The 23,562-nt window shown below is 59.7% G+C and carries 22 protein-coding genes; 9 read left to right on the forward strand and 13 right to left on the reverse strand.

Annotation, left to right across the window (positions count from 1 at the left end):
- Positions 1-320: 320 nt before the first annotated feature.
- Together katG and GOV80_RS15270 are read right to left on the reverse strand one after the other, a co-directional pair.
- Positions 321-2,522 carry a catalase/peroxidase HPI gene (gene katG, locus GOV80_RS15265; protein ID WP_170786028.1) on the reverse strand — a complete coding sequence of 734 codons (2,202 nt, stop codon included), beginning with the start codon at positions 2,520-2,522 and terminating at the stop codon, positions 321-323.
- Positions 2,523-2,759: 237 nt separating this feature from the next.
- A complete protein-coding gene (locus GOV80_RS15270; protein ID WP_170786030.1) occupies positions 2,760-3,605 on the reverse strand; it encodes an SDR family oxidoreductase in 846 nt (281 codons plus the stop codon).
- Between the two features lie 90 nt (positions 3,606-3,695).
- Here GOV80_RS15270 and GOV80_RS15275 point away from each other — a divergent pair, with 90 nt between their 5' ends.
- Complete coding sequence (locus GOV80_RS15275) at positions 3,696-4,328, forward strand: class I SAM-dependent DNA methyltransferase (RefSeq protein ID WP_170786032.1); 633 nt, start codon at positions 3,696-3,698, stop codon at positions 4,326-4,328.
- Here the strand turns inward: GOV80_RS15275 and GOV80_RS15280 are convergent.
- From GOV80_RS15280 to GOV80_RS15290, 3 genes are read right to left on the reverse strand one after another with little or no spacing between them, the layout of a single operon-like run.
- Positions 4,325-5,104: a carnitinyl-CoA dehydratase gene (locus GOV80_RS15280; protein WP_170786034.1), complete on the reverse strand. Its 780-nt coding sequence runs from the start codon at positions 5,102-5,104 to the stop codon at positions 4,325-4,327. The two genes, GOV80_RS15275 and GOV80_RS15280, sit on opposite strands and share 4 nt — an antisense overlap.
- A complete protein-coding gene (locus tag GOV80_RS15285; RefSeq protein ID WP_170786036.1) occupies positions 5,101-7,113 on the reverse strand; it encodes an acetate--CoA ligase family protein in 2,013 nt (670 codons plus the stop codon). The genes GOV80_RS15280 and GOV80_RS15285 overlap by 4 nt, the downstream gene beginning before the upstream one ends.
- Positions 7,110-8,270: an acyl-CoA dehydrogenase family protein gene (locus GOV80_RS15290; protein WP_170786038.1), complete on the reverse strand. Its 1,161-nt coding sequence runs from the start codon at positions 8,268-8,270 to the stop codon at positions 7,110-7,112. Before GOV80_RS15290 ends, GOV80_RS15285 begins: the two co-directional genes overlap by 4 nt.
- Before the next feature lie 77 nt (positions 8,271-8,347).
- Between GOV80_RS15290 and GOV80_RS15295 the strand changes: the two genes are divergently transcribed.
- Positions 8,348-9,289, forward strand: a complete 942-nt coding sequence (locus GOV80_RS15295; protein WP_170786040.1) for a GlxA family transcriptional regulator — start codon at positions 8,348-8,350, stop codon at positions 9,287-9,289.
- Here the strand turns inward: GOV80_RS15295 and GOV80_RS15300 are convergent.
- Both GOV80_RS15300 and GOV80_RS15305 read right to left on the reverse strand, forming a co-directional pair.
- Positions 9,286-10,275, reverse strand: coding sequence for a sterol desaturase family protein (locus tag GOV80_RS15300; RefSeq protein WP_170786042.1), 990 nt, complete (start codon positions 10,273-10,275; stop codon positions 9,286-9,288). The two genes, GOV80_RS15295 and GOV80_RS15300, sit on opposite strands and share 4 nt — an antisense overlap.
- Before the next feature lie 10 nt (positions 10,276-10,285).
- The gene (locus GOV80_RS15305) at positions 10,286-11,041 is read right to left on the reverse strand and encodes a class II aldolase and adducin N-terminal domain-containing protein (RefSeq protein WP_170786044.1); all 756 of its coding nucleotides are present in this window, start codon (positions 11,039-11,041) and stop codon (positions 10,286-10,288) included.
- Positions 11,042-11,150: 109 nt separating this feature from the next.
- On the opposite strand from GOV80_RS15305, the gene GOV80_RS15310 reads away from it, so the two are divergent.
- The 4 genes from GOV80_RS15310 to GOV80_RS15325 all read left to right on the forward strand — a co-directional run bounded on the left by GOV80_RS15310 (position 11,151) and on the right by GOV80_RS15325 (position 15,846).
- Positions 11,151-12,026: a LysR family transcriptional regulator gene (locus tag GOV80_RS15310; RefSeq protein WP_170786046.1), complete on the forward strand. Its 876-nt coding sequence runs from the start codon at positions 11,151-11,153 to the stop codon at positions 12,024-12,026.
- Between the two features lie 139 nt (positions 12,027-12,165).
- Positions 12,166-13,968: an adenine deaminase gene (gene ade / locus GOV80_RS15315; RefSeq protein WP_170786048.1), complete on the forward strand. Its 1,803-nt coding sequence runs from the start codon at positions 12,166-12,168 to the stop codon at positions 13,966-13,968.
- Positions 13,965-15,428, forward strand: coding sequence for an AMP nucleosidase (locus GOV80_RS15320; RefSeq protein ID WP_170786050.1), 1,464 nt, complete (start codon positions 13,965-13,967; stop codon positions 15,426-15,428). Before ade ends, GOV80_RS15320 begins: the two co-directional genes overlap by 4 nt.
- A 130-nt stretch (positions 15,429-15,558) precedes the next feature.
- Complete coding sequence (locus tag GOV80_RS15325; protein ID WP_039533371.1) at positions 15,559-15,846, forward strand: HU family DNA-binding protein; 288 nt, start codon at positions 15,559-15,561, stop codon at positions 15,844-15,846.
- Positions 15,847-15,906: 60 nt separating this feature from the next.
- On the opposite strand, the gene GOV80_RS15330 is transcribed toward GOV80_RS15325, so the two are convergent.
- Positions 15,907-16,140, reverse strand: coding sequence for a hypothetical protein (locus GOV80_RS15330; RefSeq protein ID WP_170355542.1), 234 nt, complete (start codon positions 16,138-16,140; stop codon positions 15,907-15,909).
- 194 nt (positions 16,141-16,334) lie between these two features.
- Here GOV80_RS15330 and GOV80_RS15335 point away from each other — a divergent pair, with 194 nt between their 5' ends.
- Positions 16,335-17,222 (forward strand): DMT family transporter, encoded by an 888-nt coding sequence (locus GOV80_RS15335; protein WP_170771522.1) that lies wholly within the window; start codon positions 16,335-16,337, stop codon positions 17,220-17,222.
- On the opposite strand, the gene GOV80_RS15340 is transcribed toward GOV80_RS15335, so the two are convergent.
- Positions 17,198-17,719, reverse strand: a complete 522-nt coding sequence (locus GOV80_RS15340; protein ID WP_170786051.1) for a glutathione peroxidase — start codon at positions 17,717-17,719, stop codon at positions 17,198-17,200. The genes GOV80_RS15335 and GOV80_RS15340 overlap by 25 nt on opposite strands.
- A gap of 140 nt (positions 17,720-17,859) precedes the next feature.
- Here GOV80_RS15340 and msrB point away from each other — a divergent pair, with 140 nt between their 5' ends.
- Both msrB and msrA read left to right on the forward strand, forming a co-directional pair.
- Positions 17,860-18,309, forward strand: coding sequence for a peptide-methionine (R)-S-oxide reductase MsrB (msrB, locus tag GOV80_RS15345; protein ID WP_170786053.1), 450 nt, complete (start codon positions 17,860-17,862; stop codon positions 18,307-18,309).
- Positions 18,306-18,815 carry a peptide-methionine (S)-S-oxide reductase MsrA gene (msrA, locus tag GOV80_RS15350; protein WP_170786056.1) on the forward strand — a complete coding sequence of 170 codons (510 nt, stop codon included), beginning with the start codon at positions 18,306-18,308 and terminating at the stop codon, positions 18,813-18,815. The genes msrB and msrA overlap by 4 nt, the downstream gene beginning before the upstream one ends.
- 4 nt (positions 18,816-18,819) lie before the next feature.
- On the opposite strand, the gene GOV80_RS15355 is transcribed toward msrA, so the two are convergent.
- The 4 genes from GOV80_RS15355 to mtgA all read right to left on the reverse strand — a co-directional run bounded on the left by GOV80_RS15355 (position 18,820) and on the right by mtgA (position 23,462).
- Positions 18,820-20,823 (reverse strand): hydantoinase/oxoprolinase family protein, encoded by a 2,004-nt coding sequence (locus tag GOV80_RS15355; protein ID WP_170786058.1) that lies wholly within the window; start codon positions 20,821-20,823, stop codon positions 18,820-18,822.
- A 71-nt stretch (positions 20,824-20,894) separates the two neighbouring features.
- Positions 20,895-21,932, reverse strand: a complete 1,038-nt coding sequence (gene queG / locus GOV80_RS15360; RefSeq protein WP_170786060.1) for a tRNA epoxyqueuosine(34) reductase QueG — start codon at positions 21,930-21,932, stop codon at positions 20,895-20,897.
- A gap of 71 nt (positions 21,933-22,003) precedes the next feature.
- Entirely contained in the window at positions 22,004-22,669 is a 666-nt protein-coding gene (gene fzlA, locus GOV80_RS15365; protein ID WP_170771511.1) for an FtsZ-binding protein FzlA, read from the reverse strand.
- A 58-nt stretch (positions 22,670-22,727) separates the two neighbouring features.
- The gene (gene mtgA, locus GOV80_RS15370; protein WP_170786062.1) at positions 22,728-23,462 is read right to left on the reverse strand and encodes a monofunctional biosynthetic peptidoglycan transglycosylase; all 735 of its coding nucleotides are present in this window, start codon (positions 23,460-23,462) and stop codon (positions 22,728-22,730) included.
- Positions 23,463-23,562: the final 100 nt, after the last annotated feature.

The raw sequence follows: 23,562 nt of genomic DNA on the forward strand, positions 1-23,562 counted from the left end.
CCGTCAGCACCGTCTCCAGCGCCCCAGCACCGCCTCAGCAGCGCCGGTGAAGGGGTATTTACGGATTAGGTCTGGAACCTGCAACCCCCATTTTGAAAAAACTTTGAACTTCCAAGCAGAAACTTATTTAATTTAACAAAAACAACAGACTAACTTTAATAATCGCGTCGAAAACCCGCCGAACAGAGTGTCACAGTAGAGGATGCATACCCCTTTCGCAGGAATCGTACCCAATGCTTGGTAGCCGTTCATGACTCGCAAATAAAACGCCGCCCAAGTTTCCCTGCGCGGCGTCGTATTGTGAGTGATGGTGGTCTAAGTTACTTCAGGTCGAACCGGTCCGCGTTCATCACCTTGGTCCAAGCGGACACAAAGTCGGTGGTGAACTTGGCTTCGGCCCCGGCCTGACCATAGACCTCGGCCAGCGCCCGCAGTTGCGAGTTCGAGCCAAAGACCAGATCGACACGGGTCCCGGTCCACTTGACCTCACCGCTGGCGCGGTCGCGGCCTTCATAGACGCCCTTGCCTGCGGGCTTCCATTCGGTGCTCATGTCCAACAAGTTGGTGAAGAAGTCGGTGCTGAGCGTACCGACCCGGTCTGTGAACACGCCATGCTTGGTATCGCCGAAATTGGCGCCAATCACGCGCAGCCCACCAACCAGTGCGGTCATTTCAGGCGCGGACAAGGTCAATAGTTGCGCTTTGTCGACCAGCAACTCTTCGGGTGAAACGGTATAGTCACCTTTCTGATAGTTGCGGAAGCCATCAGCGATGGGCTCCATCACCGCAAAGCTATCGACATCCGTCTGGTCCTGCGACGCATCAGTGCGGCCCGGAGTAAACGGAACCTCGACATCCTGACCGCCAGCCTTGGCCGCCTGTTCGATGCCTACGGCGCCGGCCAGAACGATCACATCCGCCAGCGAGACCTTTTTGCCGCCCGACTGCGCATCGTTGAACGCGGCCTGAACACCCTCGAGCGCGGACAGCGCCTTGGACAATTTCATCGGCTCGTTCACATCCCAGTCTTTCTGCGGCGCAAGACGGATACGGGCACCATTGGCACCGCCACGCTTGTCCGACCCGCGGAAGGTCGAGGCCGAGGCCCAAGCGGTCGAAACCAGTTCCGACACCGACAGACCGGTTGCCGCGATCTTGGCTTTCAGGTCCGCCACATCCGCATCATCCACCAGATCATGATCTATGGCGGGGACGTTGTCCTGCCAGATCAGCTCCTCGGTCGGGGCCTCTTCACCGATATAGGCCGAGCGGGGGCCCATATCGCGGTGGGTCAGCTTGAACCAGGCGCGGGCGAACGCATCTGCGAATTCTTCGGGGTTCTCATGGAAGCGCTTCGAGATCGGGCCATAGATCGGGTCCATGCGCATCGCCATGTCGGCGGTGGTCATCATGGTTTTGACCTTTTTCGACGGGTCATGGGCCTGCGGGGCCATGTCTTCTTCTTTGACGCCGACCGGCTCCCAGATCCATGCGCCCGAGGGGCTTTTGGTCAGGTTCCAGTCATATCCGAACAGCAGGTCGAAATAGCCGTTATCCCATTGGATCGGGTTCGCGGTCCATGCGCCTTCGATTCCCGAGGTTGTGGTGTCGTCACCTTTGCCCGAGCCAAACTTGTTGATCCAGCCAAAGCCCATTTCCTCGATCGCGGCAGCTTCGGGTTCGGGGCCAACCAGATCGGGATCGCCCGCGCCATGCGCTTTGCCAAAGGTATGACCACCCGCAACCAGAGCCACGGTTTCCTCGTCATTCATCGCCATCCGACCAAAGGTGTCGCGGATGTCACGGCCCGAGGCCAGCACGTTCGGCTCACCATCGGGGCCTTCTGGGTTCACATAGATCAGGCCCATCTGCACAGCGGCCAGCGGGTTTTCCAGATCGCGTTCACCGGAATAGCGGCTGTTCGGGTTGTCGGTGGGGGCCAGCCATTCGGTCTCAGTGCCCCAATAGATGTCTTCCTCGGGGGCCCAAATGTCTTCGCGGCCACCGGCAAAGCCAAAGGTCTTGCCGCCCATGGATTCGATGGCGCAGTTGCCCGCAAGGATCATCAGGTCAGCCCATGAAATCTGGTTGCCGTATTTCTGCTTGATCGGCCACAGAAGGCGGCGCGCTTTATCGAGGTTGCCGTTATCCGGCCAGCTGTTGAGCGGGGCAAACCGCTGGTTCCCGGTCGAAGCACCACCCCGGCCATCCGCCGTCCGGTATGTCCCGGCGCTGTGCCACGCCATACGAATGAACAATCCGCCGTAATGACCATAATCCGCTGGCCACCAGTCCTGCGAATCCGTCATCAGCGCATACAGGTCTTCTTTCAGCGCCTTCATGTCCAGTTTCTTGAACTCTTCAGCGTAGTTGAAATCGGCATCCATCGGGTTCGAGGCCGGTCCGTGCTGATGCAGGATCGACAGGTTCAGCTGGTTCGGCCACCAGTCCCGGTTAGACCGGGTTCCTGCGCCGTGCATGACAGGGCATCCGCCTGCTTTGGGGTTATCACTTCCGTCCATGTCGATCTCCATTCCTGGCAAAATTCCGGCGCAGGTGCGCCGCTAAAAACTCGGTCGATCAAGAGCACATATAGATGACACTTTTATCCATCCTAAAAGCATGACGAAAAATCGCGCAGTCGTGATGGGCAGTAGCGACTCGGTAGGTCTTGTCTAGAACCGTTCTAGCAAAGACAATCCATGCGAATAAGTTTTGTTTATGGATGATTGTGATAACTAAAAGCTATCACAATACAATCATTCCGCGCGCATCAGAGACGTCAGCCCGACCCGGTAGTCTGGATAAAGCAGCTTTACCCCCAACTCATCCTTGATCCTGTCGTTTCTGACCCGCTTGTTCTCGTTGTAAAAACTGCGGGCCATCGGGGTTAGGTCGGCCTTGTCAAAAGAAACGGCGGGGGGCAGAGGCAATCCCTGCAACTCAGCCGCATAGGCAATGACATCCTGTGGTGGAACCGGTTCATCATCGCAGACATTATATATGGCGCCGGGATTTGGCGCGGCCATCGACGCCGCCAATACCTGCGCGATATCGGCCACGTGAATGCGCGAAAAGACCTGACCCGGCTTTATGATCCGCCGCATCCCAACGCGTTTCAGCTTGGAGAACGGACCGCGACCGGGGCCATAGATCCCCGCCAGCCGGAAAATATGCGTGGGCAGACCCGGAATGGTCAGCCATTGCTGTTCCGCCTGCACCCGCCATCTGCCCCTTTGGGCCGTGGGTGTTGCAGGGGTAGTCTCATCTACCCAATCACCCTGATGATCGCCGTAAACGGCTGTGGTCGACAAGTACCCGACCCATTTGAACTGCGCGGCGCGCTCGGTGATTTCGTCCTTCAAGGCCGCCAGAACCGGGTCACCTTCGGCATTAGGCGCCGTCGAGATCAGCAGATGCGTCACCCCGTCCAAATCAACCTGCTGTCCAGGCCAAACAACCGGCTCTGCCCCCGAAGCCCGCAGGGTTGGTGATTGCGCGGGGTCACGGGTGGTTCCGATGATGCGCCAGCCCGCGGGTGCCAAAAGCCGCGACAATTCCTGCGCGGAATAGCCATGGCCGAATGAATAAAGAGTACCAGTCATGCCGCCATTGATGATCCCCAAATCAGCCGGATGCAAGCGCGGGCGACGGGATACTTGATTCGAATCCCACAATGGGCCTTTCTTTTAGGCATGAGCGATAAAACCCCTGATCTGCATGCGGCCTATGCGCTGGAAACGCCGGACGACAACCGGCGGCTTTATGCGGAATGGGCCGGGGATTATGACACAGGCTTTGCCACGCGTGAGGATTATCAGCTCCACATCCACACGGCGCGCGCCTTTGTAGGGGCGGGAGGACAGGGCCCGGTGCTGGATGTGGGCGCGGGGACCGGTCTGTGCGGTGATGTCCTGGTCGGGCTGGGCGTCGGTCCCATCGACGCCACCGATATCAGCGCCCAGATGCTGGATCAGGCCATGCGCAAAGACATCTACCGCGATGCAATCGAGGCCGACCTGAACGAGGGCATCCCTGTGCCGCGCGAAAGCTACTCGGGCATCGTGTCATCGGGCACCTTCACCCACGGCCACCTCGGCCCCGAGGCGCTGTTGCCCTTGCTGCGCGTCGCGCGCCACGGTGCGCAATTCGCCCTGTCGATCAACGCCCAACATTATGAGGCACTTGGCTTTGCCGAGGCGCTTCACAAGCTGGCTCAGGGACAGATCAGAAACCTGTCTCTGCCCGAAGTACGTATCTATGGCGACCTCGCAGTTGGTCCCAACAAGGACGACACGGCGCTCATCGCCTTGTTCGAACGAGTTTAGCGCCCTTTCCAGACCGGGTCGCGTTTCTCGGCAAAGGCGCGGGCACCTTCAAGATTATCCTCGGACCCATACAGAACATCCACGGTTGGCAACTGCCGCCGTGTGATCCGGTTCATCACGTCCTGAAACTTGGAATCCTCGGCTTCGCGCACAATCTCTTTGATCGCGGCATAGACCAAAGGCGGCCCGCTGGCCAGCAAACGCGCCAGTTCCCATGCGCGGTCCATCAGTTGATCACCGGGCACGATCTCGTTGATCAAACCCCATGCCTTGGCCTCGCCTGGATCGAACCAGCGTCCGGTCAGCAGCAGTTCCATCGCGATATGATAGGGGATGCGTTTGGGCAGTTTGACACTGGCGGCATCCGCAACGGTGCCGGATCGGATTTCGGGCAGGGCAAAGCTGGCGTGATCTGCGGCGATGATCATGTCCGCGCTCAGCGCCAGTTCCAGCCCGCCACCACAGGCGATACCGTTCACGGCGGCAATCACCGGCTTGTTCATATCGCGCAGCTCTTGCAACCCGCCGAAACCGCCCACGCCATAATCGCCATCCACCGCGTCGCCATCCGCCGCAGCCTTCAGATCCCAGCCGGGGCAAAAGAACTTGTCGCCGCCACCGGTGATGATTGCCACGCGCAGGTCCGGGTCATCGCGGAAATCCCGAAAGACCTCGCCCATCACCCGACTGGTCGCCAGATCAATCGCATTCGCTTTGGGACGGTCCAGAGTGACCTGCAATATCGCGCCCTCGCGCTGGGTTTTGATCGGGTTCATGTGCGTACCTTTCGGATCAGAGCATCCACCGCCACAGCACCTTTAGGGCCGCAGATAAGCGGATTGATTTCAACTTCGCTGACATGAGTTGCATTGGCAATAACATAGGCCTGAACAGCCTCGACCGTGTCCAAAATCGCGTTCATGTCAGCTGCGGGTTTGCCGCGATAGCCAGCCAACAACGGCGCACAGGCCAGCCTGCCCAGCGCCTTTTCAACTACATTCCGAGGCGACGGGATCAGCAGAGACACCGAGTCCCGCAGGATTTCCGTCAATACCCCGCCCGCGCCCAAGGTCAGAACATATCCATGGGCCGGATCGCAGGTTACACCGACCAGCAACTCTGCCACGCCTTCGGCGGCCATTTCCTCGATCAGAACCTCAGAGGTGCCGATCTGGGCCGCGACGGCCCGTAAATCGCCCGCGCTGACCCCTAACTGAACCGCCCCGTGGTCCGACTTATGGGCCAGTCCAACGCCCTTGACGGCGAAAGGGCCCGCCATGTCACCTGCACAGGCGGCATCGGCCTGCATCACCCGCCTTTTCGGAGTGGGCACGCCGAAGGCTGCAAGCTGGTCCTTGGCCTCCGCCTCGGTCAGAGTGACGTTTGGATTGGCAGTACTGGGAAGGACCACCGGATCAGAGTCCTGACCTGCAGACCGCGCCGCCGCTTCGACAGCCGACAGTGCCTCATGCAGCCCGGCGAAGGGAATAACCCCGCCATCCATCAGTCGCTGCGCGACGTCCTCAGGCATCAGCTCGGGCAGAGTCGCTGTCACTGCAAAGGGCTGCCCGGTTTGTGCCACGCAATTAAGCGCGGCCTGCGTTGCACAGCTCCAATCCGTCTGATCGGTGTGCGGATAGTCCACAATGGCCATAGTCAGTGCCTGTTCTGGCCCCATCATCGCCGACCAGGCGCGCGTCATCGCCTGCGTGTCGCGCCAGATATAGGTGTGGTAGTCCAGCGGGTTCGCCAGCGCCACCATCGGCCCCAATGCCGCGCGCAGATCGGTGCGTTGCGTATCCGTCAACGGCGGAAAGTGCAGATCGCGCCCCTCAGCCATATCCGCGGCCAAACTGGCCTCGCCCCCCGAGCAACTGATCGTACCAAGCCCGTTGCTGTCCAGACGCCCGGTCACATGCAACAGCTTGAGGCATTCCAGAAAGCTGGGGATGTCATCCAAGCGGGCAATCCCCAACCGATCCAGAAACGCCTGCGCACCCGCGTCTTGACCCGCCAGCGAGGCCGTATGCGAAATCGTTGCCGCCTGGGCATGGACCGACCGACCCATCTTCAGCGCGATGATCGGGACACCGCGCTGACGAGCCTTATAGGCCAGCGCCTCCCATTTGCGCAGGTCCCCGAACCCTTCGATATGCACGCCGATGGCCGTAATGCGGTCGTCATCCAACAACGCCGAGGCAATCTGGGCCTGATGCGTCTGCGCCTGATTTCCACAGGTCAGCATGAAGGCCAACGGCAAAGCGCGGCGCTGCATGGTCATGTTGATGGCAATGTTCGAGCTTTGCGTCAGGATCGCCACCCCGCGATCCACAGGCCGCATGCCGTGCTGATCAGGCCAGACAGCCACACGATCCAGGCCATTGACGAAACCGTAACAATTCGGCCCAAAAATCGGCATGTCCCCTGCGGCGGCGATCAACTGATCTTGAAGGCCCGCGCCTGAATGGTCTTCAGCCTGTGCCTCGGTATAGCCCGAAGCGAAACAGACCGCACCGCCCGTCCCCATCGCAGACAGAATCCTGACAGCCTCAATTGTGGCGTGGCGGTTGATGCCGACAAAGGCCATGTCGGGCACATCAGGTAACGACTCGAGTGTCGGGTAAGCACTTTCCCCCGCGACATCGGTTGCTTTGGGGTGCACAGGCCAAATTTCGCCCTCGAATCCAAACTTGCGTGCCTGCTCGATAACAGACGTACACCACGCGCCACCGCCGATCACGGCGATGGTCTTTGGGTTCAGCGCTCGGGCCAGCGCTGTCGTCATGCGCCCAGCGCCCGCAAGAGATCGCGGCTGATGATGTGGCGCTGAATCTCGCTGGTTCCGTCCCAGATGCGTTCGACACGCGCGTCACGCCAGAATCGCTCCAGCGGGTAGTCATCCATCAGACCCATCCCGCCATGCACCTGAATCGCCGCATCTGTCACCCGGGCCAGCATTTCCGAGGCGTACAGTTTGGCCGACGCGATCTCACGGTTGGCGGGCAGCCCTTTGTCCAGACGATCGGCGGCGGCGAGGGTCAGCAAATCGGCGGCATCAATCTCGGTGATCATGTCTGCAATCTGGAATGAGACGCCCTGAAACTTGCCGATCTTCTGGCCGAATTGCTCACGCGTGGCGGCATAGTCCAGCGCATAGTCGAACGCTCGGCGCGCACGCCCAACCGACATTGCGGCAACGGTGATCCGGGTGGCGTAAAGCCAGGTGTTCATCACCTCGAACCCGCCATCAACCTCGCCCAGAACCTGCGCATCCGGCAGGCGGCAATCGTCGAAATCCAGCACCATGTTCTTGTAGCCGCGATGACTGACCGACTTGTATCCATCCCGGATCGTGAAGCCGGGGGTCCCGCGATCGACCAGAAAGGCAGTGATGCGCTTCTTCGGGCCTTTCGGCGTCTGATCTTCACCGGTTGCGATGAAGACGATGATAAAGTCTGCATGTTCCGCGCCCGAGATGAAGTGCTTGGTGCCATTGACCACCCAGTCGCCCCCATCGCGCACGGCAGCGCATTTCATCCCCCGCACGTCCGAGCCCGCACCCGGTTCAGTCATCGCCAGCGCGTCCATCTTTTCACCCCTGACGGCCGGCATCAGGTAACGGTCGATCTGATCCCCCTCGCACGCCATCAGGATGTTTTGCGGCCGTCCGAAGAAATGGTTCAGCGCCATGGATCCCCGGCCCAACTCGCGCTCGACCAGCGCAAACTCCAGATGGTTTAGCCCGGCACAGCCGACGCTTTCGGGGAAGTTGCAGGCATAAAAGCCCAACTCGATCGTCTTGCGTTTGATCTCGGCGGCGATCTCGTGCGGAACCTCGCCAGTGCGCTCGACCAGCTCTTCATGCGGGTAGATTTCGTTTTCGACAAAGCTGCGAACGGTCGCGGCGATCATCTCTTGTTCGTCGGACAGGCCATATTGCATCTGGGGTCTCCACATCTGGGGTTGCGGATATCCTGACGTGGCTTGCCAAGCTGAACATGCAGAAATAGACCTAAATCATGCAAAGATGGATCAAATCGCCTGCTGCGCCGCAGCAATTCGGAGTGCTTCTGTTCGACGGCTTTTCCAACCACTGCCTTGCGAATGCGGTCGAACCCTTGCGGGCGGCGAATTCCATCGCGGGGCGCAAGCTGTATGACTGGCAATTTCTGTCACTGGATCGCGCTCCCGTCACGTCATCTTCGGGGCTGCAAGTCGCACCGCACGACATCTTGCAGAATGCACGCGGCGATACTTTACTGGTCATGCCCTCTTACGGGTATCGGGCCCATGGCGGGTGGCGGACGCTGGCGGGGTTGCGGTCCGCAGCGAGGCGCTACAGCATACTGGCCGGGCTGGATACCGGAAGCTGGTTGTTGGCGTTGGCCGGATTACTGGACGGGCACCGCGCCACAATCCATTGGGAGGAGCTGGACGGTTTCACCGAACGATTCCCCGAAATTGACGCACAGCGCGAACGCTACGTGATCGACGGCGACCGCATTACCTGTTCTGGTGCGATGGCGGCGTTTGATCTGGTGTTGCACCTGATTGGGCAAGATCACGGACAGGCTTTAGCGCTGGAGGTCGCGCAGCTTTTCATGACTCGCGATTCCGCCAGGTCTCATTCCGGCGGGGCGGGTGCGACCAGCAGCTATGTGAACAAAGCGCTGGCCCTGATGCAGGAACATCTGGAAATGCCCTTGCCTATCCCCGAGATCGCCCGCCGGGTTGGACGATCGCAAAAGGCGCTGTCCGTGCGAATGCAAACCGAACTGGGCGCAGGCCCCGCACAGGTCTATCGCCGCCTGCGCCTGAACCTGGCCCGGAAATTGGCAGCCGAGACCGACCTGACCATCGCCGAGATCGCCCTGCGCGCAGGCTATGACGACCCAAGCGCCCTGACCCGAGCCTTTCGGACCGAGTTCGGGACCACCCCGCGCGCAATGCGATCCGGCTAGGTATACATCTGCTTTTTATAGGCCCGCGTCCGCGTCGTCGCCTCGGCAGACCCATCGTGATAGGTGCCAAACCACTTGTCGAAGGGGATTTCCGAGGTGCCGTAGTTGCACTCGAAATACCGGTGATGAAGCTGGTGGAAAAAGTCCCCCGCACGGGCCGCTTCAGTTTCTCCGGCTTTCAACTTTTCAAACCCTGAATGGGACAGAACCGGGCTGATCTGCTGAAAATACGTGTGAAACAGAAGATGCAGAGGGTGGGACGGCACGATCAGATGGATGAAATAGGTCGTGAAATACAGCAGGTTTTCATACCAATGGTTCGATATCCCCGACCACGGGCCGATATTGACGTTGCGATGATGCACGGCGTGGACGTGTTTATAGAGCTTGGGGTGATGCTCCAGCCGATGCACCCAATAGAAATGCAAGCCAGACCACATCGGGATGAACAACATCCAGACGATAAACCAAATCGGCGCGCTGGCCCAAGTGACTGTCGGCACATATCCGTTGGCCATCGCCCAATAGATCACCCATTGATACACGGTTGCCACGGTCATGGCGCTGCCCAGCGTCCACCAGATATTGTCCCAGACCTGATTGCGGAAGGTGAAATTGCCGTTGTCCCGGGTCAGGTCGCGACGGTCGAACTTTTTGTACATGCCCTGCCCCTTGCGCATGTAAAGCCACCAATGCAGCCCGCCCGCCACCAAGATCTGAGGCACCATGTTCAGCAGCCAAATGCGGAACATCCACCCCGGAGCAAAACTCTTCATCGACTCTATCGCAGGGAAGAATATGGCATAGGCAATGATCGCCAGCCCCATACACAGGGTCAGCGAGGTAATCTGCAGCCAAGCTCCACTGTACCACTTCAGCACAGAGGCGGGGCGCGGAGGCCACGCGAACAGCGGGTTCAAACCCACCGGACCTTCGGGGTGATAGTGCCAGCGGGCGGCTTCGGGGTCTTGTGCAGTATCAGTCATGGAAATCCCTTTAGCTGGCGTAGTCCGAACCCTCTGCATCCAGCAGAGCCTTGATTTCCCGCAGATGCGCCTCGGCCTGATCAGGGTAGTCATCCAGTTCATGTGCGGTCTTCTCGGCGATCTCATCGGACAAGACACGCAGGGGCTGGCCGGTTTGCAACGCGCGGATATATGTCTCGGCCGCACGCTCGAAATAATAGAGGCGGTTGAACGTATCCGCCGGATCGCTGCCCGTCACCAACACGCCATGGTTGCCCATGATCATGACCTTCTTCTTCGGGTCCGACAGCATTGAGGCACAGCGCTCACCTTCGCTTTCAAAGGCCAGCCCGCCGAATTCCTGATCTACAACATAGCGGTTGTAGAAGGTGGCCGTGTTCTGGTCGATCGGCGGAAGGGTGCTGTCCGCCAACGAGGCCAGAACGGTCGCAAAGATCGAATGCACATGCATCACACAGCGCGCATGCGGGCAATGGCGGTGGATCGAGCCATGCAGACCCCAAGCGGTCGGGTCGGGCGCACCGGGCTGGCTCATAACGTCGGGATCATTGGCATCCAGCAGCAGAAGGTTCGATGCTTTGATCCGTGCGAAATGCATCTGGTTGGCGTTCATCAGGAACTGCGTTCCGTCCTCGTTGACCGCCAAACTGAAGTGGTTGGCCACGGCCTCGTGCATGTTCAGGCGTTCAGTCCAGCGGAAGGTAGCAGCCAGGTCGACCCGCTCGGGCCAGTGGTCGATATTGGGACGCAATTCGGTGACGGTCATAGCGGGCTCCTCCATCTGGTTTCTCAAGAAGGTGGCGACGCGAGGCGGATTTGACCAACGAAAAATTCTCGCCTATCTCATAAGCTCAGCTAATGGTGAGGTTATGCCAATGCAGACATCGCTTCCTCCGCTGGGCTGGCTGCGCACGTTCGAGGCCGCCGCGCGACACTTGTCGTTCACCGGTGCGGCGCGTGATCTGAACATGACGCAAAGCGCGGTCAGTCAGCAGATAAAATCGCTTGAGGGCTATCTGGGTCAACCCCTGTTTCTGCGCCGTCCCCGCGTGCTGGAGCTGACCGAGGCCGGAATCACCTATCTGCCCGTGGTGCGTGAGGCGTTTCGCACGCTGGTGCGTGGCACGCAGGCCGTCACCGGCGCGCAGCAGAACGCGGTTCAGGTTCAAAGCAACATCACTTTTGCCGTCAACTGGTTGGGACCGCGCCTGCCCCGGTTCCGCGCCGCGCACCCGGATGTGCATTTGAACATCTTCACCGAATTATGGGAGCCGCGCGAAATGGCCGAGGGCGCGGCGGTCGAAATCCGCTATTCCCTGCGCCCGTCCGACACAGTACGCACCGAGTTGCTGTGTACGGATCACTATTACCCGGTCTGCGCGCCGGGCTATGAAGTGCGGCTGGAAGATATTCAGGAACAACCCCTGTTTGACTGCTCGAACCTGCTGTCGAACTGGCAGAACTGGATCAGTGAACAGGGTCTAAATTGGGAAAATTCGCCCATTACCTATTCAACAACCTATCTGGTTAGCCTGTCTGTTGCGATGGCCGGGGGTGGGTATTGTCTGACCCATGACACTATAGCCCGCGACCTGATCAAGCGCGGGCAGCTGGTAGCACCCTTTGAATACCGCGCGCAGATGCCCGAGGCTTATTACCTGCTGCTGTCGCCTCAGGCCGAGGAAACGCCGGGTGCCGTCCTGTTCGCCGATTGGGTAAGGCAGGAAATTGCCCGCGATCTGGCGGGGTAGGCGCTCCCGCCCATCGTCAGGGGCGCTTGCGCGCCCCCTCCTCTGGTTGGGCCGGGCAGCGCTGACGCGCTGCGTGACGGTTTGATGATAGATGTTCGGCAGGGGTTGCACCTTCGGACACATTCAGAAAAGTTGAGCCATGGAATATACGCCTTTCCCAAGTTGGCCCGATACCGCCCCCCGATTGATCGCTGTTGCCGCTGGACGTGATCCAGCCGACATGGTCGTGCGCGGGGGGATCTGGGTGAATGTTCACACACGTGAGGCGCTGCCGGATCACGACATCGCCATTGCCAACGGGCGCATCGCCTTTGTGGGACGGGATGCCGGACATTGCATCGGGCCAGATACACAGATCATCGAGGCCAATGGGCGCTATATGCTGCCCGGTCTGTGCGACGCGCATATGCATATCGAATCGGGGATGCTGACCCCGGCGGAGTTTGCCCGCGCGGTCATTCCTCATGGCACGACGTCGATGTTCACCGACCCGCATGAGATTGCCAATGTGCTGGGACTGGACGGCGTGCGGATGATGCATGACGAGGCGTTGATGCAACCGGTCAACATCTTCACCCAGATGCCATCCTGCGCGCCATCGGCCCCAGGGCTTGAAACCACAGGCTATGAAATCACCCCTGAGGATGTGGCCGAGGCGATGAACTGGCCCGGCATCATCGGGTTGGGTGAGATGATGAATTTCCCCGGCGTGATCCACGGCGACCCCAAGATGCTGGCCGAGATCGCGGCGACTCAGAATGCGGGGAAAACCGTGGGTGGGCACTATGCTTCGCCTGATTTAGGGCCTGAATTCGCGGCTTATGTGGCCGGGGGCCCCGCTGACGACCACGAGGGAACTTGCGAAGCCGACGCCATAGCTCGGGTGCGGCAGGGGATGCGGTCGATGATGCGGCTGGGCTCGGCCTGGTATGACGTGGAAAGCCAGATCACAGCCGTGACCGAGAAAGGGTTAGACCCGCGCGGCTTTATTCTGTGCACGGATGATTGCCACTCGGGCACATTGGTGAATGAGGGGCATATGAACCGCGTGGTGCGCCACGCGATTGCCTGCGGTTGCGATCCGTTGATTGCGTTGCAGATGGCGACGATCAACACCGCCACCCATTTCGGGCTGGAACGCGAGATCGGGTCGATCACGCCGGGCCGGCGGGCGGATATTATCCTGAGTTCTGATCTGGCTGCGTTGCAGATTGAGGTGGTGATCGCCCGCGGCCAGATCGTTGCCGAAAATGGCGCGATTTCAGTAGACTGCCCGCATCTGAACTGGCCGGACAGTGCGCGCAATACGGTGCATCTGGGCCATACCCTGACCGATAAGGATTTTGAGATCAAAGCCCCAGAGGGCGCCAACCGCGTGCGGGCCAATGTGATCGGCGTGGTGGAGAATCAGGCACCGACCAAGGCGCTGAAGGAGGAATTGCCCATCATCGGCGGGTTGGTCGAGGGCGAAAGCGACGTCTGCCAGATCGCTTTGGTCGAACGCCACCGCGCGACCGGAGGAGTCACGAACGCATTTGTCTCGGGCTTTGGGTATCAGGGGCGCATGGCCATGGCCTCGACCGTGGCGCATGACAGCCATCATATGATCGTGGTGGGAACCGACCGCGAACAGATGGCACTGGCGGCGAACCGTCTGGCCGAGGTGGGCGGAGGTATCACCCTGTTCCGCGACGGCGAGGAACTGGCGCTGGTGGAACTGCCCATCGCTGGCCTGATGTCCGACAGTCCCGCCGCCGATGTGGCCGCCAAGGCGGACCGGATGGTTCAGGCGATGCAGGACTGTGGCTGTCAGTTGAACAACGCGTATATGCAGCACTCGCTGCTGGCCCTCGTCGTGATCCCCGAACTGCGGATTTCCGACCTTGGGCTGGTGGATGTGCGGACATTTGAAAAGATCGACCTTTTGGAACCCCTCGCATGACAATAATAAGAACACCCGACGTCCCAAACCCTGAGAAATTCACCGACCCTGCTGCAGCCGTGGCGCGCCTGGAAGAGCTCTACGAAAAGGCCACAAGTTTCCTGTGCGAAAACTTCGCCAAAGCGATGGAGGCAGGCACTCCGACTGAGCGTTTCAGAGCCTATTACCCCGAGATTCGCATCAAAACGACCTCATACGCGCATGTGGACAGCCGGCTGAGCTTTGGTCACGTCTCGGAACCCGGCACCCATGCCACGACGGTCACACGGCCCGATCTGTTCCGGGCCTATCTGACCCAACAAATTGCCCTGCTGATCAAAAACCACGACCAACCAGTGACGATTGGCGCCTCGGATACACCCATCCCGGTTCATTTCGCGGTGGCCAATAACCCCGACCTCGTGGTGCCGCATCAGGGCGCGGCGGGATTCACCTTGCGCGATGTGTTCGACGTGCCGGATCTGACGACCACCAATGACGATATCGTCAACGGCGTGCATGACCACGAAACCGAGATTGGCCCCTTGGCGCTATTCACCGCCCAGCGTGTGGATTATTCGCTGGCCCGTCTGGCGCACTACACTGCCACCGATCCCAGCCACTTCCAAAACCATGTGCTGTTCACCAACTACCAGTTCTACGTGTCCGAGTTCGAGAACTACGCCCGCGAACAACTGGCCGATTCGGAAAGCGGCTATACCAGCTTTGTGTCGACCGGGAATGCGCAGATCACCTCGGCCGATGGCGTTTTGGAGCAGCCGCTGAAGCTGCCTCAGATGCCGACCTACCACCTGAAACGCGCCGATGGGTCGGGGATCACGTTGGTCAATATCGGGGTGGGGCCATCCAACGCAAAAACCGCGACCGACCATATCGCAGTTCTGCGACCACATGCGTGGCTGATGGTTGGCCATTGCGCCGGCTTGCGCAACACGCAGGCGCTGGGGGATTTCGTGCTGGCCCATGCCTATCTGCGCGAAGACAAGGTGCTGGACGATGACCTGCCCGTCTGGGTGCCGATCCCGCCCCTAGCCGAAGTGCAGGTAGCGTTGGAACGCGCAGTGGCCGAAGTGACAGAACTGGACGGCTACGAGCTAAAGCGTGTCATGCGCACCGGCACCGTCGCCTCGGTCGACAACCGCAACTGGGAACTGCGCGACCAGTCTGGCCCGGTGCAGCGCCTCAGCCAGTCTCGCGCGATTGCGCTGGATATGGAAAGCGCCACGATCGCCGCCAATGGATATCGGTTCCGGGTGCCCTATGGCACTTTGCTCTGTGTCTCGGACAAACCGCTGCACGGGGAATTGAAGCTTCCGGGCATGGCCTCGGACTTCTATACCACACAGGTCAGCCGCCATTTGGCGATCGGAATTCGCGCGATGGAACACCTGCGAGGCATGCCGCTTGAGCGTCTGCACAGCCGGAAATTGCGTTCTTTTGACGAAACAGCCTTTCTCTGAAGCAAAAAAGCAACGTTTTCCCCCTATTTTTAGGGTTTTTCGCGCTACTATTCGTTGTGTTCGGCCACAATATCCCGTTACAGTTACGCGGTGAGGCCCAAGACATCGGGCACGTTAAGGAGACCAAGAAATGGCAAAGCCTATGACAAAGACTCAGCTGGTTGCTGCTCTCGCTGAGGAAATGGGGACTGACAAAAAAGCCGCGAACGCCGCGCTGGAGGCCATGACCGGCCTGATCACACGCGAAGTTTCGGCCGGCGGCGCAGTGACCCTGCCCGGCGTTGGCAAAATCTACTGCCGCGAACGCCCCGAGCGCATGGTGCGCAACCCCGCCACCGGCGAGCAGTTCAAGAAAGAAGCCGACAAGGTGGTTAAAATGACCATTGCGAAGGCACTGAAGGACAGCGTCAACGGCTGATCTCAGCTGTCGCAAACATACGATCAAGGGCCGCCGTTTGGGGGCCCTTTTTCTTGGGGATCAGTGCAAACTTAATAACACTTCCAGATCACGACGGCTGAGCCGGTTCATCAAGGCCCGATCGTCTGCAGACAGTTTTGCTTCCTTACGAATATACGTTTCAAGGTACGTCGCGATCTCACTGGTTGGGCGATAGTACAGATCAGGCGAAGATTGACTGAGTTCATCCACAAGCCGAAACAGCAGCTTTTTCTGCCGCTCCGAATCCAGGTCTTTTCGCTTCTCTTGCAACATAACGGGCTTCGCCTTTGTTGTGGTCACTTATGATCTAGCGGGCCGAAAAGTAACTCCAACTCCGGTAAGAATTAAATTGTGCGCCCCGCGTGTGGTGCCCTTATGAGATTCCTAGTTACTACAGCCAGACGGTACATCTTGCGACCCTTACTGATTTAAGGAACAGTGCGCGAAACCAACAAAGGGGATGGGCGATGGATCTGCGCGCCATGGCCATGGGGCTGACATTTGCACTGATCTGGTCGTCGGCCTTTACTTCGGCGCGGATCATCGTGATGGACGCATCACCGCTGTTTTCGCTGGCATTGCGCTTTTTGATTTCCGGGTTGATCGGCGTCGCCATTGCGCGCGCAATGGGACAGAGCTGGCGGCTGACGCCGCAACAATGGTACGCAACCATCCTGTTCGGCATCTGCCAGAATGCCTTGTATTTGGGTCTGAATTTCTATGCGATGCAGACGATTGAGGCGTCAGTTGCGGCCATTATCGCCTCGACCATGCCGCTGCTGGTGGCACTGGCAAGCTGGCTCTTTCTGGGTGATCGTCTGCGACCGCTAGGCGTGATTGGCCTGCTCGCCGGGTTTGCTGGCGTCGCTTTGATCATGAGCAGCCGCATCAGCGCGGGCGTTGATATGGTCGGCGTGATGCTCTGCGGTGTTGGGGCCTTGGCGCTGACCTTCGCCACCTTGGCGGTGCGGGGGGCAACCTCAGGCGGGAATTTCATGATGGTCGTGGGGTTGCAGATGCTGGTTGGTTCAGCCGTTCTGTTCGTCGCGGCTCCCCTGTTCGAGGTGATCCATATCCACCTCACCGTTCCGCTGGTGCTGGCTTTCACCTACACAACCCTGTTCCCCGGCTTGTTGGCCACGCTGATATGGTTCCTTCTGCTGGATCGGATCGGGGCGACTCGTGCAGCCACCTTCCATTTCCTCAACCCCGTATTCGGCGTGACCATCGCCGCGATTCTGCTGGGTGAGAAACTGGGCCCGCTGGATGCTGTTGGCGTTTTGATCACCACCGCTGGAATCCTGGCGGTGCAACTGTCTCGACAGCCTGCTCAGGGCAGCAAAGCCTCGACCTGAGACAGCACTTGCCGGGAATCGGGGCGCGTGGTCGCGCCATAGGTCGCTATAACTTCGCCTTCGGGATCCAGAAGGATTTTGTTGAAGTTCCAACTGGGCTCAAATCCTGTCTGCGCCGCAACCTGTTGATAGAAAGGATGCGCTTTTGCGCCTCGAACCGGGGTGATGTCGGTCATCGGCAGGGTCAGGTTATAGTTGAAATCGCAGAATTCCTTGACCTCTTCCGCCGATCCCAATTCCTGATTGAAGGAATCCGACGGTACCGCCAGCACGACCAGTCCGCGCGGACCATAGTCTTCGTGGACTTGCTGCAGCGCGCTGTATTGCCCGGTAAAGCCGCAATGCGAGGCCGTGTTCACCACCAAAACCGGCTGCCCGCGCCAATCCGCGATCGACAGGGTACCGCCGTCGATGGACGGAAACTCTCCGCTCAACGGCGCAGCCTGCACGGTGCGCCCGGTCAGAATCAAAGCGGTCAACAGCAAGATGCGGAACATGGTGAACCCTCCTCTACCCAAGTATACGCGCCAAATCGTCCCCCGGATCAACGCACGAGGGCGCGAGGCGCATGAAACAGGCTTTGATTTCTGCGCCCCAACCCCCAAATAATGGTGCAACTCAACCGACCGGAGGATCCATGACCCAATACACCAAATCCCCCGAGGCCATCGCTGCCCTCTCGCCCGAAGAATACCATGTCACGCAGAACAGCGGGACCGAGCGTCCGGGCACCGGCAAGCTGCTGAACAACAAGGAACCGGGGATTTATGTGGATATCGTCTCGGGCGAGCCGCTGTTCGCTTCGACTCACAAATACGAATCCGGCTGCGGCTGGCCTAGTTTCACCAAGCCCATCGTGCATGAACATGTAGAAGAGTTCCGGGATACCACCCACGGCATGATTCGCACCGAGGTGCGTTCAAAACACGGCGACAGCCATCTGGGCCACGTCTTCCCCGACGGCCCGCGTGAACATGGCGGGCTGCGCTATTGCATCAACTCAGCCTCCTTGCGGTTTGTCCATCGCGATGACATGGAGGCCGAAGGCTATGCCGACTATCTGATCCATGTGGAGGAAATCCAATGACCGAAGAACGCGCTGTCCTAGCAGGAGGTTGTTTCTGGGGAATGCAGGACCTGATCCGCAAGCTACCGGGCGTGTCCCGCACCAACGTCGGCTATACTGGCGGCGATGTCCCCAACGCCACCTATCGCAACCACGGCACCCATGCCGAAGGGATCGAGATTTTCTTTGACCCCACGCAGATCAGCTACCGTGACCTGCTGGAGTTCTTTTTCCAGATCCACGACCCGACCACGGTGAACCGTCAGGGCAATGACCGCGGGATGAGCTATCGCTCGGCCATCTACTATGTGGACGACGCGCAGAAACAGGTGGCGTTGGACACGATTGCGGATGTGAACGCCAGCGGTTTGTGGCCCGGCAAGGTCGTGACCGAGCTGGAGCCCGTCGGTGATTTCTGGGACGCCGAGCCCGAGCATCAGGACTATCTGGAGCGTATCCCCAACGGCTATACCTGCCATTTCCCGCGCCCCGATTGGGTTCTGCCCAAACGCGACGCGGCAGAATAAGCGATCAGCCGGCGGCGACCCTTGGGCGGCCGCTGGCTTCGACCGTGATCATGGCCTCGACAAACACCTCCTGCGCCTCGACGCGGGCTGTGCGGATGTCGCGGTCAACGATCACGCGGATATCCTCGGCCCCGGCGTCGCGTACCGCGCCCTCAGCCTCGGATCGCAGTACGGATTCCAGCAGCGACAACGCCGCCTCGGAATCGTTGAAATCCTGCGGTCCGTCCTCAAGATGCACCCGGAACTTGCCCTCGGAAGGCGACGTGACCGTACCCGCCCGGCGCAAGGTCAGGCGACCGACGACAGCGCCGATGGCATTCGCCACGCCAGTATGTTCGGGCAAGATCATCTTGCAATGCAAACGCTCCCCGACCGCCGGGTAATAGCTGGGGGCCGAGGCGCCCAACCCGATCACATCCACATTCAGCGCCGCATCCAGCGCCAGCAGGCCCCGATGCCCAGCCAACCCCTTGCAGGTCAGAACATGCCGGGCCAAGTCGGCCGGGGGAATGCCAAAATCCTCGGCTTCTTCGGCAAAAGCAGTCTCTAACAAGGTCAAAGAGGTCTGTTCGGTCAACTGATCCACGATCATCTGCGCCAAAGCCTCGGGCATTTTCGCCAGCACATCACCCGACCCAACCCGTTTGCGCGACACCAGTTCCAGCGCCTTACGCGCGGCTTCGGCATCCCAGGCGTTCAACCTTCCTAGAACGTGGCTTGCATCCGACGGCGTCACGCCCGAGACCTGAACAATCCCGCGATCCACCAGCCGCGTCAGGGCGCCATTCTCCAGCCGTGTGCGCAACAGGTCGCTTAGCGGCAAAACCTGATCGCCAAGACGGTCCAACAACACCGCTTCCCGTGCACCCAGCCCTTCGGCATGGATACCGGGCACGCGGCGGGCAAACCGCGTGTCATGTTCACCTACCGTGGTCGCGCGCAGTTGTTTGTCCAACTCAGCGTGCACCACATCCGGGGCCTCGGCCGCGATCAGCGACACCGGCAATACCCTGCGCGGGCCAAGGACCACGCCGCCTCCCAGCCCCTCGGTCACCACATGGACCTGACTGTCGCCGCCCAGACCATGGGTGCGCATCGCCACCGCCTCGACCATGGTGCGAAAGCCACCGACGCGCGCACCATTGGGATCAATCGCGGGCTTACCGTCGCGGATCACGGCGATGTCCGTGGTCGTCCCGCCAATATCCGACACCAGCGCATTCTCGGCCCCCGTCAACCAACTGGCCCCTACGATCGAGGCCGCAGGCCCGCTGAGGATCGTCTCAATCGGGCGTTCTCGCGCTTGCTCGGCGCTCATCAACGCGCCGTCGCCGCGGACCACCATCATCGGCGCGGTGATTCCCAACGTCAATAACTGATCCTGCGCCCGTCCGATCAGCCGATCAATCATCCCGATCAGCCGTGCATTTAATACCGCCGTCACTGCCCGTTTCGGCCCGTTTAACTTGGCCGACAGGTGATGAGAACATGTGACCGGAGCCCCCGTCCGCTCGGCTATAATCCGCGCCGCTTCCAGCTCATGCGCGGGGTTGCGCGTGGCAAACTGCGCGGCCACGGCAAAGCCGGATATGCCTTTATGAGAGTCTAAAAACGTTTCCAACGCGGCCAAATCCAGCGGAGCAGTCTCACCCCCCGCATGGCTATGACCCCCGGCAATCACCAGCGCCGGATCACCCTTCAACGCGTCGCGCAACCCGTGCCGATCCAGATCGCCCTCTTTGAACCCGATATAGACCAACGCCACGCGCCCGCCCTGCCCCTCGACCAGAGCATTGGTGGCCAAAGTGGTCGACAAAGATGCCATCGAGATCTGCTCGGGGCCAACCGCCGCCTGTTCCAACACAGCCGAAATCGCTTTGCCCACGCCGATTGCCAAGTCTGCCCGCGTGGTCAGCGACTTGGCCGAGGCGATCACCTCAGCCTCATCCCGGATCAGCACCGCATCCGTATAGGTTCCGCCCGTATCAACCCCCAAAGCCAGCGCCATCGGGTTCTCCTTCCTGTTCGCTGAATTGGGTGTAGCGGTTTGGACCGACACGTCCAGCCTGTTTGCGGCACTTAGGGCAGTTGTTGTACCGCCCAGCGCGCGGCATCAGCCACGGCTGGATCAGGATCATCCACCAACCCCTGCGCCACGGGCTTCAGCGCGGGCAAACCGGAATTGCCAATCGCATACAGCACGTTGCGCACAAACCGATCCCGCCCGATCCGCTTGATGGGCGAGCCCGAGAACTTGACCCTAAACGCCGCATCATCCAACCCGGCCAATTCAACCAGCGGCGGGGCCACCAAATCATCCCGCGCCGCATAGCGCAGATCGCTGGCCGCGACAGCAAATTTGTTCCACGGACAGGCCGCCAGACAATCATCGCATCCGTAAATCCGATTGCCCAACTTTCCGCGCAGATCTTCGTCAACCGACCCCTTATGTTCGATGGTCAGATAGGAAATACACCGCCGCGCATCCAACTTGTACGGCGCAGGAAACGCATCCGTTGGACAGGCATCCAAACAAGCGCGACACGATCCGCAATGATCCACCTCGGTCATATCCGCAGGCAGGTCCAATGTAGTAAAAACAGAGCCTATAAAGGCCCAATTTCCCCAATCACGGCTGACCAGATTCGTATGCTTCCCCTGCCATCCCAGCCCCGCCGCATGGCCCAGGGCCTTCTCAGGCACCGGCGCTGTATCAACAAACACCTTCACCTCGCCGCCACCTTCGGCAATCAACCACCGCGCCAACCGCTTGAGGCGTTTTTTCACCAGATCATGGTAGTCCTTGTTCTGCGCATAGACCGAAATCGCACCCCGATCAGGATGGCCCAAAACCTCGGTCGGATCATGTTCAGGCGTATAGCTCTCGGCCAGCATGATCACCGACCGCGCCTCGGGCCACAAAGCCGACGGATCGCCCCGCCAATGGGTCCGTTCGGCCATCCACCCCATCTGTCCGTGATACTCGGAATCCAAAAACGCCTGCAACCGCGCGGGCACTTCCGGCACATCCCACGGCCGACAAATCCGACAGGACACAAACCCCTCACTCAATGCCTGAGCGACCACCTTGTCCTTTAAATCCGATCCGCTCTTCATCTGGCTAAAATATCCTCGGGGGGAATCGCGCCCCGGCGCGATGGGGGGCAGACAGCCCCCCTGCCACCCTATCAGAAATCCAGATCCGCGTAATGCGGCGGAGGCCGAAACCCCGGCACCTGATCCGCCAGTATAGACCGAAACGCAGGCCGAGATTTGATCTTGGCGTACCAATCCTTGACCGCCGCCGAACGGTTCCAATCCACGTCCGAGATATAGTCCAGCGCCGACAAATGCGCCGCGGCCGCGAAATCGGCCAATGTCATCTGGTCGCCCGCCAACCAACGCCGGTGATCTAGCAGCCATGCCATGTAGTCCAGATGATACTTGATGGCCTTGGCGCCCTCTTTGACATTCTTGCTGTCCGGGTATCCCTGGCCGGTCATCTTCTTGTTGACCCGCTCGTACAACAGTTTCGATGTCACCTCGTGATGAAACTTGTCGTCAAACCAGCCGACTAGCCGCCGGACTTCATACCGGGCTTCCGGTGTTTTCGGCATCAAAGCGGGCTCGGGGCGCGTTTCCTCGATATACTCGCAAATGGCGCTGCTTTCCGCCATGACATGCCCGTCCAACCGCAAAACCGGAACTTTACCCGCCGGATTGCGGCGCAGGAAATCCGGGTCTTGCTCCCAGTATTTCTCTTCGACCAGTTCGACCTCAATCTTCTTTTCCGCCAGTGACAGACGGACCTTGCGGCAGTACGGGGACAGGGGAACGTGAAACAGACGCGCCATGAGCTTCCAATCGAACCAGTGAATACCCCTCAGCTTTAGCCCCGAGAGGGTTCGGTTTTCAATCCTCGAAACAATCCGCGCGACCATCTGCGCGGATGGTGGCCGCCCCGTCCAGAATCGCAGCCGCTCGTCTGCGGGTGCGTACCGACGGGTCGGTTACCGACCGATTTCGCGGGGATGGCAGGATCGCCGCAATCCGCGCCGCCTGAACCGAGGACAGTTTGGACGCCGGAACGTTGAAATTGCGCTGCGCCGCTGCCTCAACCCCGAATACGCCATTTCCGGTCTCGGCGACGTTCAAATAGATTTCAAGAATACGTTGTTTGCTCCAGAAAATTTCGACGACCGGCGTCATCGAAGTTTCAAGCGCCTTGCGCACCCAACTGCGCCCTTGCCACAAAAAGACATTCTTCACCACTTGCTGCGTAATCGTCGACGCACCTCGGGCACCACCCCCTTCAATCGCGTCACGAATTGCTTCGACATCAAACCCCCAATGGCGGCAGAAATTGGCGTCCTCTGCCGCTACGACTGACCGCGCCATGATCGGCGAAATCTGTTCGATGGGAACCCAGTCACGCTCGACCTTGCCCAATCTGCGCCATTCGGTCCAGATCGTATGGGTCACCGGAGGGTTGACTACCGAATAGAGTGCAATCAGCGCTACGACAAACGTCGCAATCGCCAATAGCCCACGCGTGACCCAGCGGCGAATCCGCATCACGACGTTGGGTTTGGCTTTCGACGCCTTCTTTTTCTTACCGCTTGTCTTGCGGACTGCTTTCTTTGCCATGCCACAGCTATACGACGTGTAGGTCTTGTTTGAAATGTCTGTTGTAGAGGTCCATGAATAAGAAAACCCGCGTACCGGAGTGGTACGCGGGTTTTGCAAT

It is taken from the genome of Ruegeria lacuscaerulensis, assembly GCF_013034685.1.
GTDB classification, from domain to species: domain Bacteria; phylum Pseudomonadota; class Alphaproteobacteria; order Rhodobacterales; family Rhodobacteraceae; genus Ruegeria; species Ruegeria lacuscaerulensis_B.

Bases quoted from the DNA above. Each gene is read 5' to 3' on its own strand.
- katG (WP_170786028.1), bottom strand. From the start codon at position 2,522: ATGGACGGAAGTGATAACCCCAAAGCAGGCGGATGCCCTGTCATGCAC.
- GOV80_RS15270 (WP_170786030.1), bottom strand. From the start codon at position 3,605: ATGACTGGTACTCTTTATTCATTCGGCCATGGCTATTCCGCGCAGGAA.
- GOV80_RS15275 (WP_170786032.1), top strand. From the start codon at position 3,696: ATGAGCGATAAAACCCCTGATCTGCATGCGGCCTATGCGCTGGAAACG.
- GOV80_RS15280 (WP_170786034.1), bottom strand. From the start codon at position 5,104: ATGAACCCGATCAAAACCCAGCGCGAGGGCGCGATATTGCAGGTCACT.
- GOV80_RS15285 (WP_170786036.1), bottom strand. From the start codon at position 7,113: ATGACGACAGCGCTGGCCCGAGCGCTGAACCCAAAGACCATCGCCGTG.
- GOV80_RS15290 (WP_170786038.1), bottom strand. From the start codon at position 8,270: ATGCAATATGGCCTGTCCGACGAACAAGAGATGATCGCCGCGACCGTT.
- GOV80_RS15295 (WP_170786040.1), top strand. From the start codon at position 8,348: ATGCAAAGATGGATCAAATCGCCTGCTGCGCCGCAGCAATTCGGAGTG.
- GOV80_RS15300 (WP_170786042.1), bottom strand. From the start codon at position 10,275: ATGACTGATACTGCACAAGACCCCGAAGCCGCCCGCTGGCACTATCAC.
- GOV80_RS15305 (WP_170786044.1), bottom strand. From the start codon at position 11,041: ATGACCGTCACCGAATTGCGTCCCAATATCGACCACTGGCCCGAGCGG.
- GOV80_RS15310 (WP_170786046.1), top strand. From the start codon at position 11,151: ATGCAGACATCGCTTCCTCCGCTGGGCTGGCTGCGCACGTTCGAGGCC.
- ade (WP_170786048.1), top strand. From the start codon at position 12,166: ATGGAATATACGCCTTTCCCAAGTTGGCCCGATACCGCCCCCCGATTG.
- GOV80_RS15320 (WP_170786050.1), top strand. From the start codon at position 13,965: ATGACAATAATAAGAACACCCGACGTCCCAAACCCTGAGAAATTCACC.
- GOV80_RS15325 (WP_039533371.1), top strand. From the start codon at position 15,559: ATGGCAAAGCCTATGACAAAGACTCAGCTGGTTGCTGCTCTCGCTGAG.
- GOV80_RS15330 (WP_170355542.1), bottom strand. From the start codon at position 16,140: ATGTTGCAAGAGAAGCGAAAAGACCTGGATTCGGAGCGGCAGAAAAAG.
- GOV80_RS15335 (WP_170771522.1), top strand. From the start codon at position 16,335: ATGGATCTGCGCGCCATGGCCATGGGGCTGACATTTGCACTGATCTGG.
- GOV80_RS15340 (WP_170786051.1), bottom strand. From the start codon at position 17,719: ATGTTCCGCATCTTGCTGTTGACCGCTTTGATTCTGACCGGGCGCACC.
- msrB (WP_170786053.1), top strand. From the start codon at position 17,860: ATGACCCAATACACCAAATCCCCCGAGGCCATCGCTGCCCTCTCGCCC.
- msrA (WP_170786056.1), top strand. From the start codon at position 18,306: ATGACCGAAGAACGCGCTGTCCTAGCAGGAGGTTGTTTCTGGGGAATG.
- GOV80_RS15355 (WP_170786058.1), bottom strand. From the start codon at position 20,823: ATGGCGCTGGCTTTGGGGGTTGATACGGGCGGAACCTATACGGATGCG.
- queG (WP_170786060.1), bottom strand. From the start codon at position 21,932: ATGAAGAGCGGATCGGATTTAAAGGACAAGGTGGTCGCTCAGGCATTG.
- fzlA (WP_170771511.1), bottom strand. From the start codon at position 22,669: ATGGCGCGTCTGTTTCACGTTCCCCTGTCCCCGTACTGCCGCAAGGTC.
- mtgA (WP_170786062.1), bottom strand. From the start codon at position 23,462: ATGGCAAAGAAAGCAGTCCGCAAGACAAGCGGTAAGAAAAAGAAGGCG.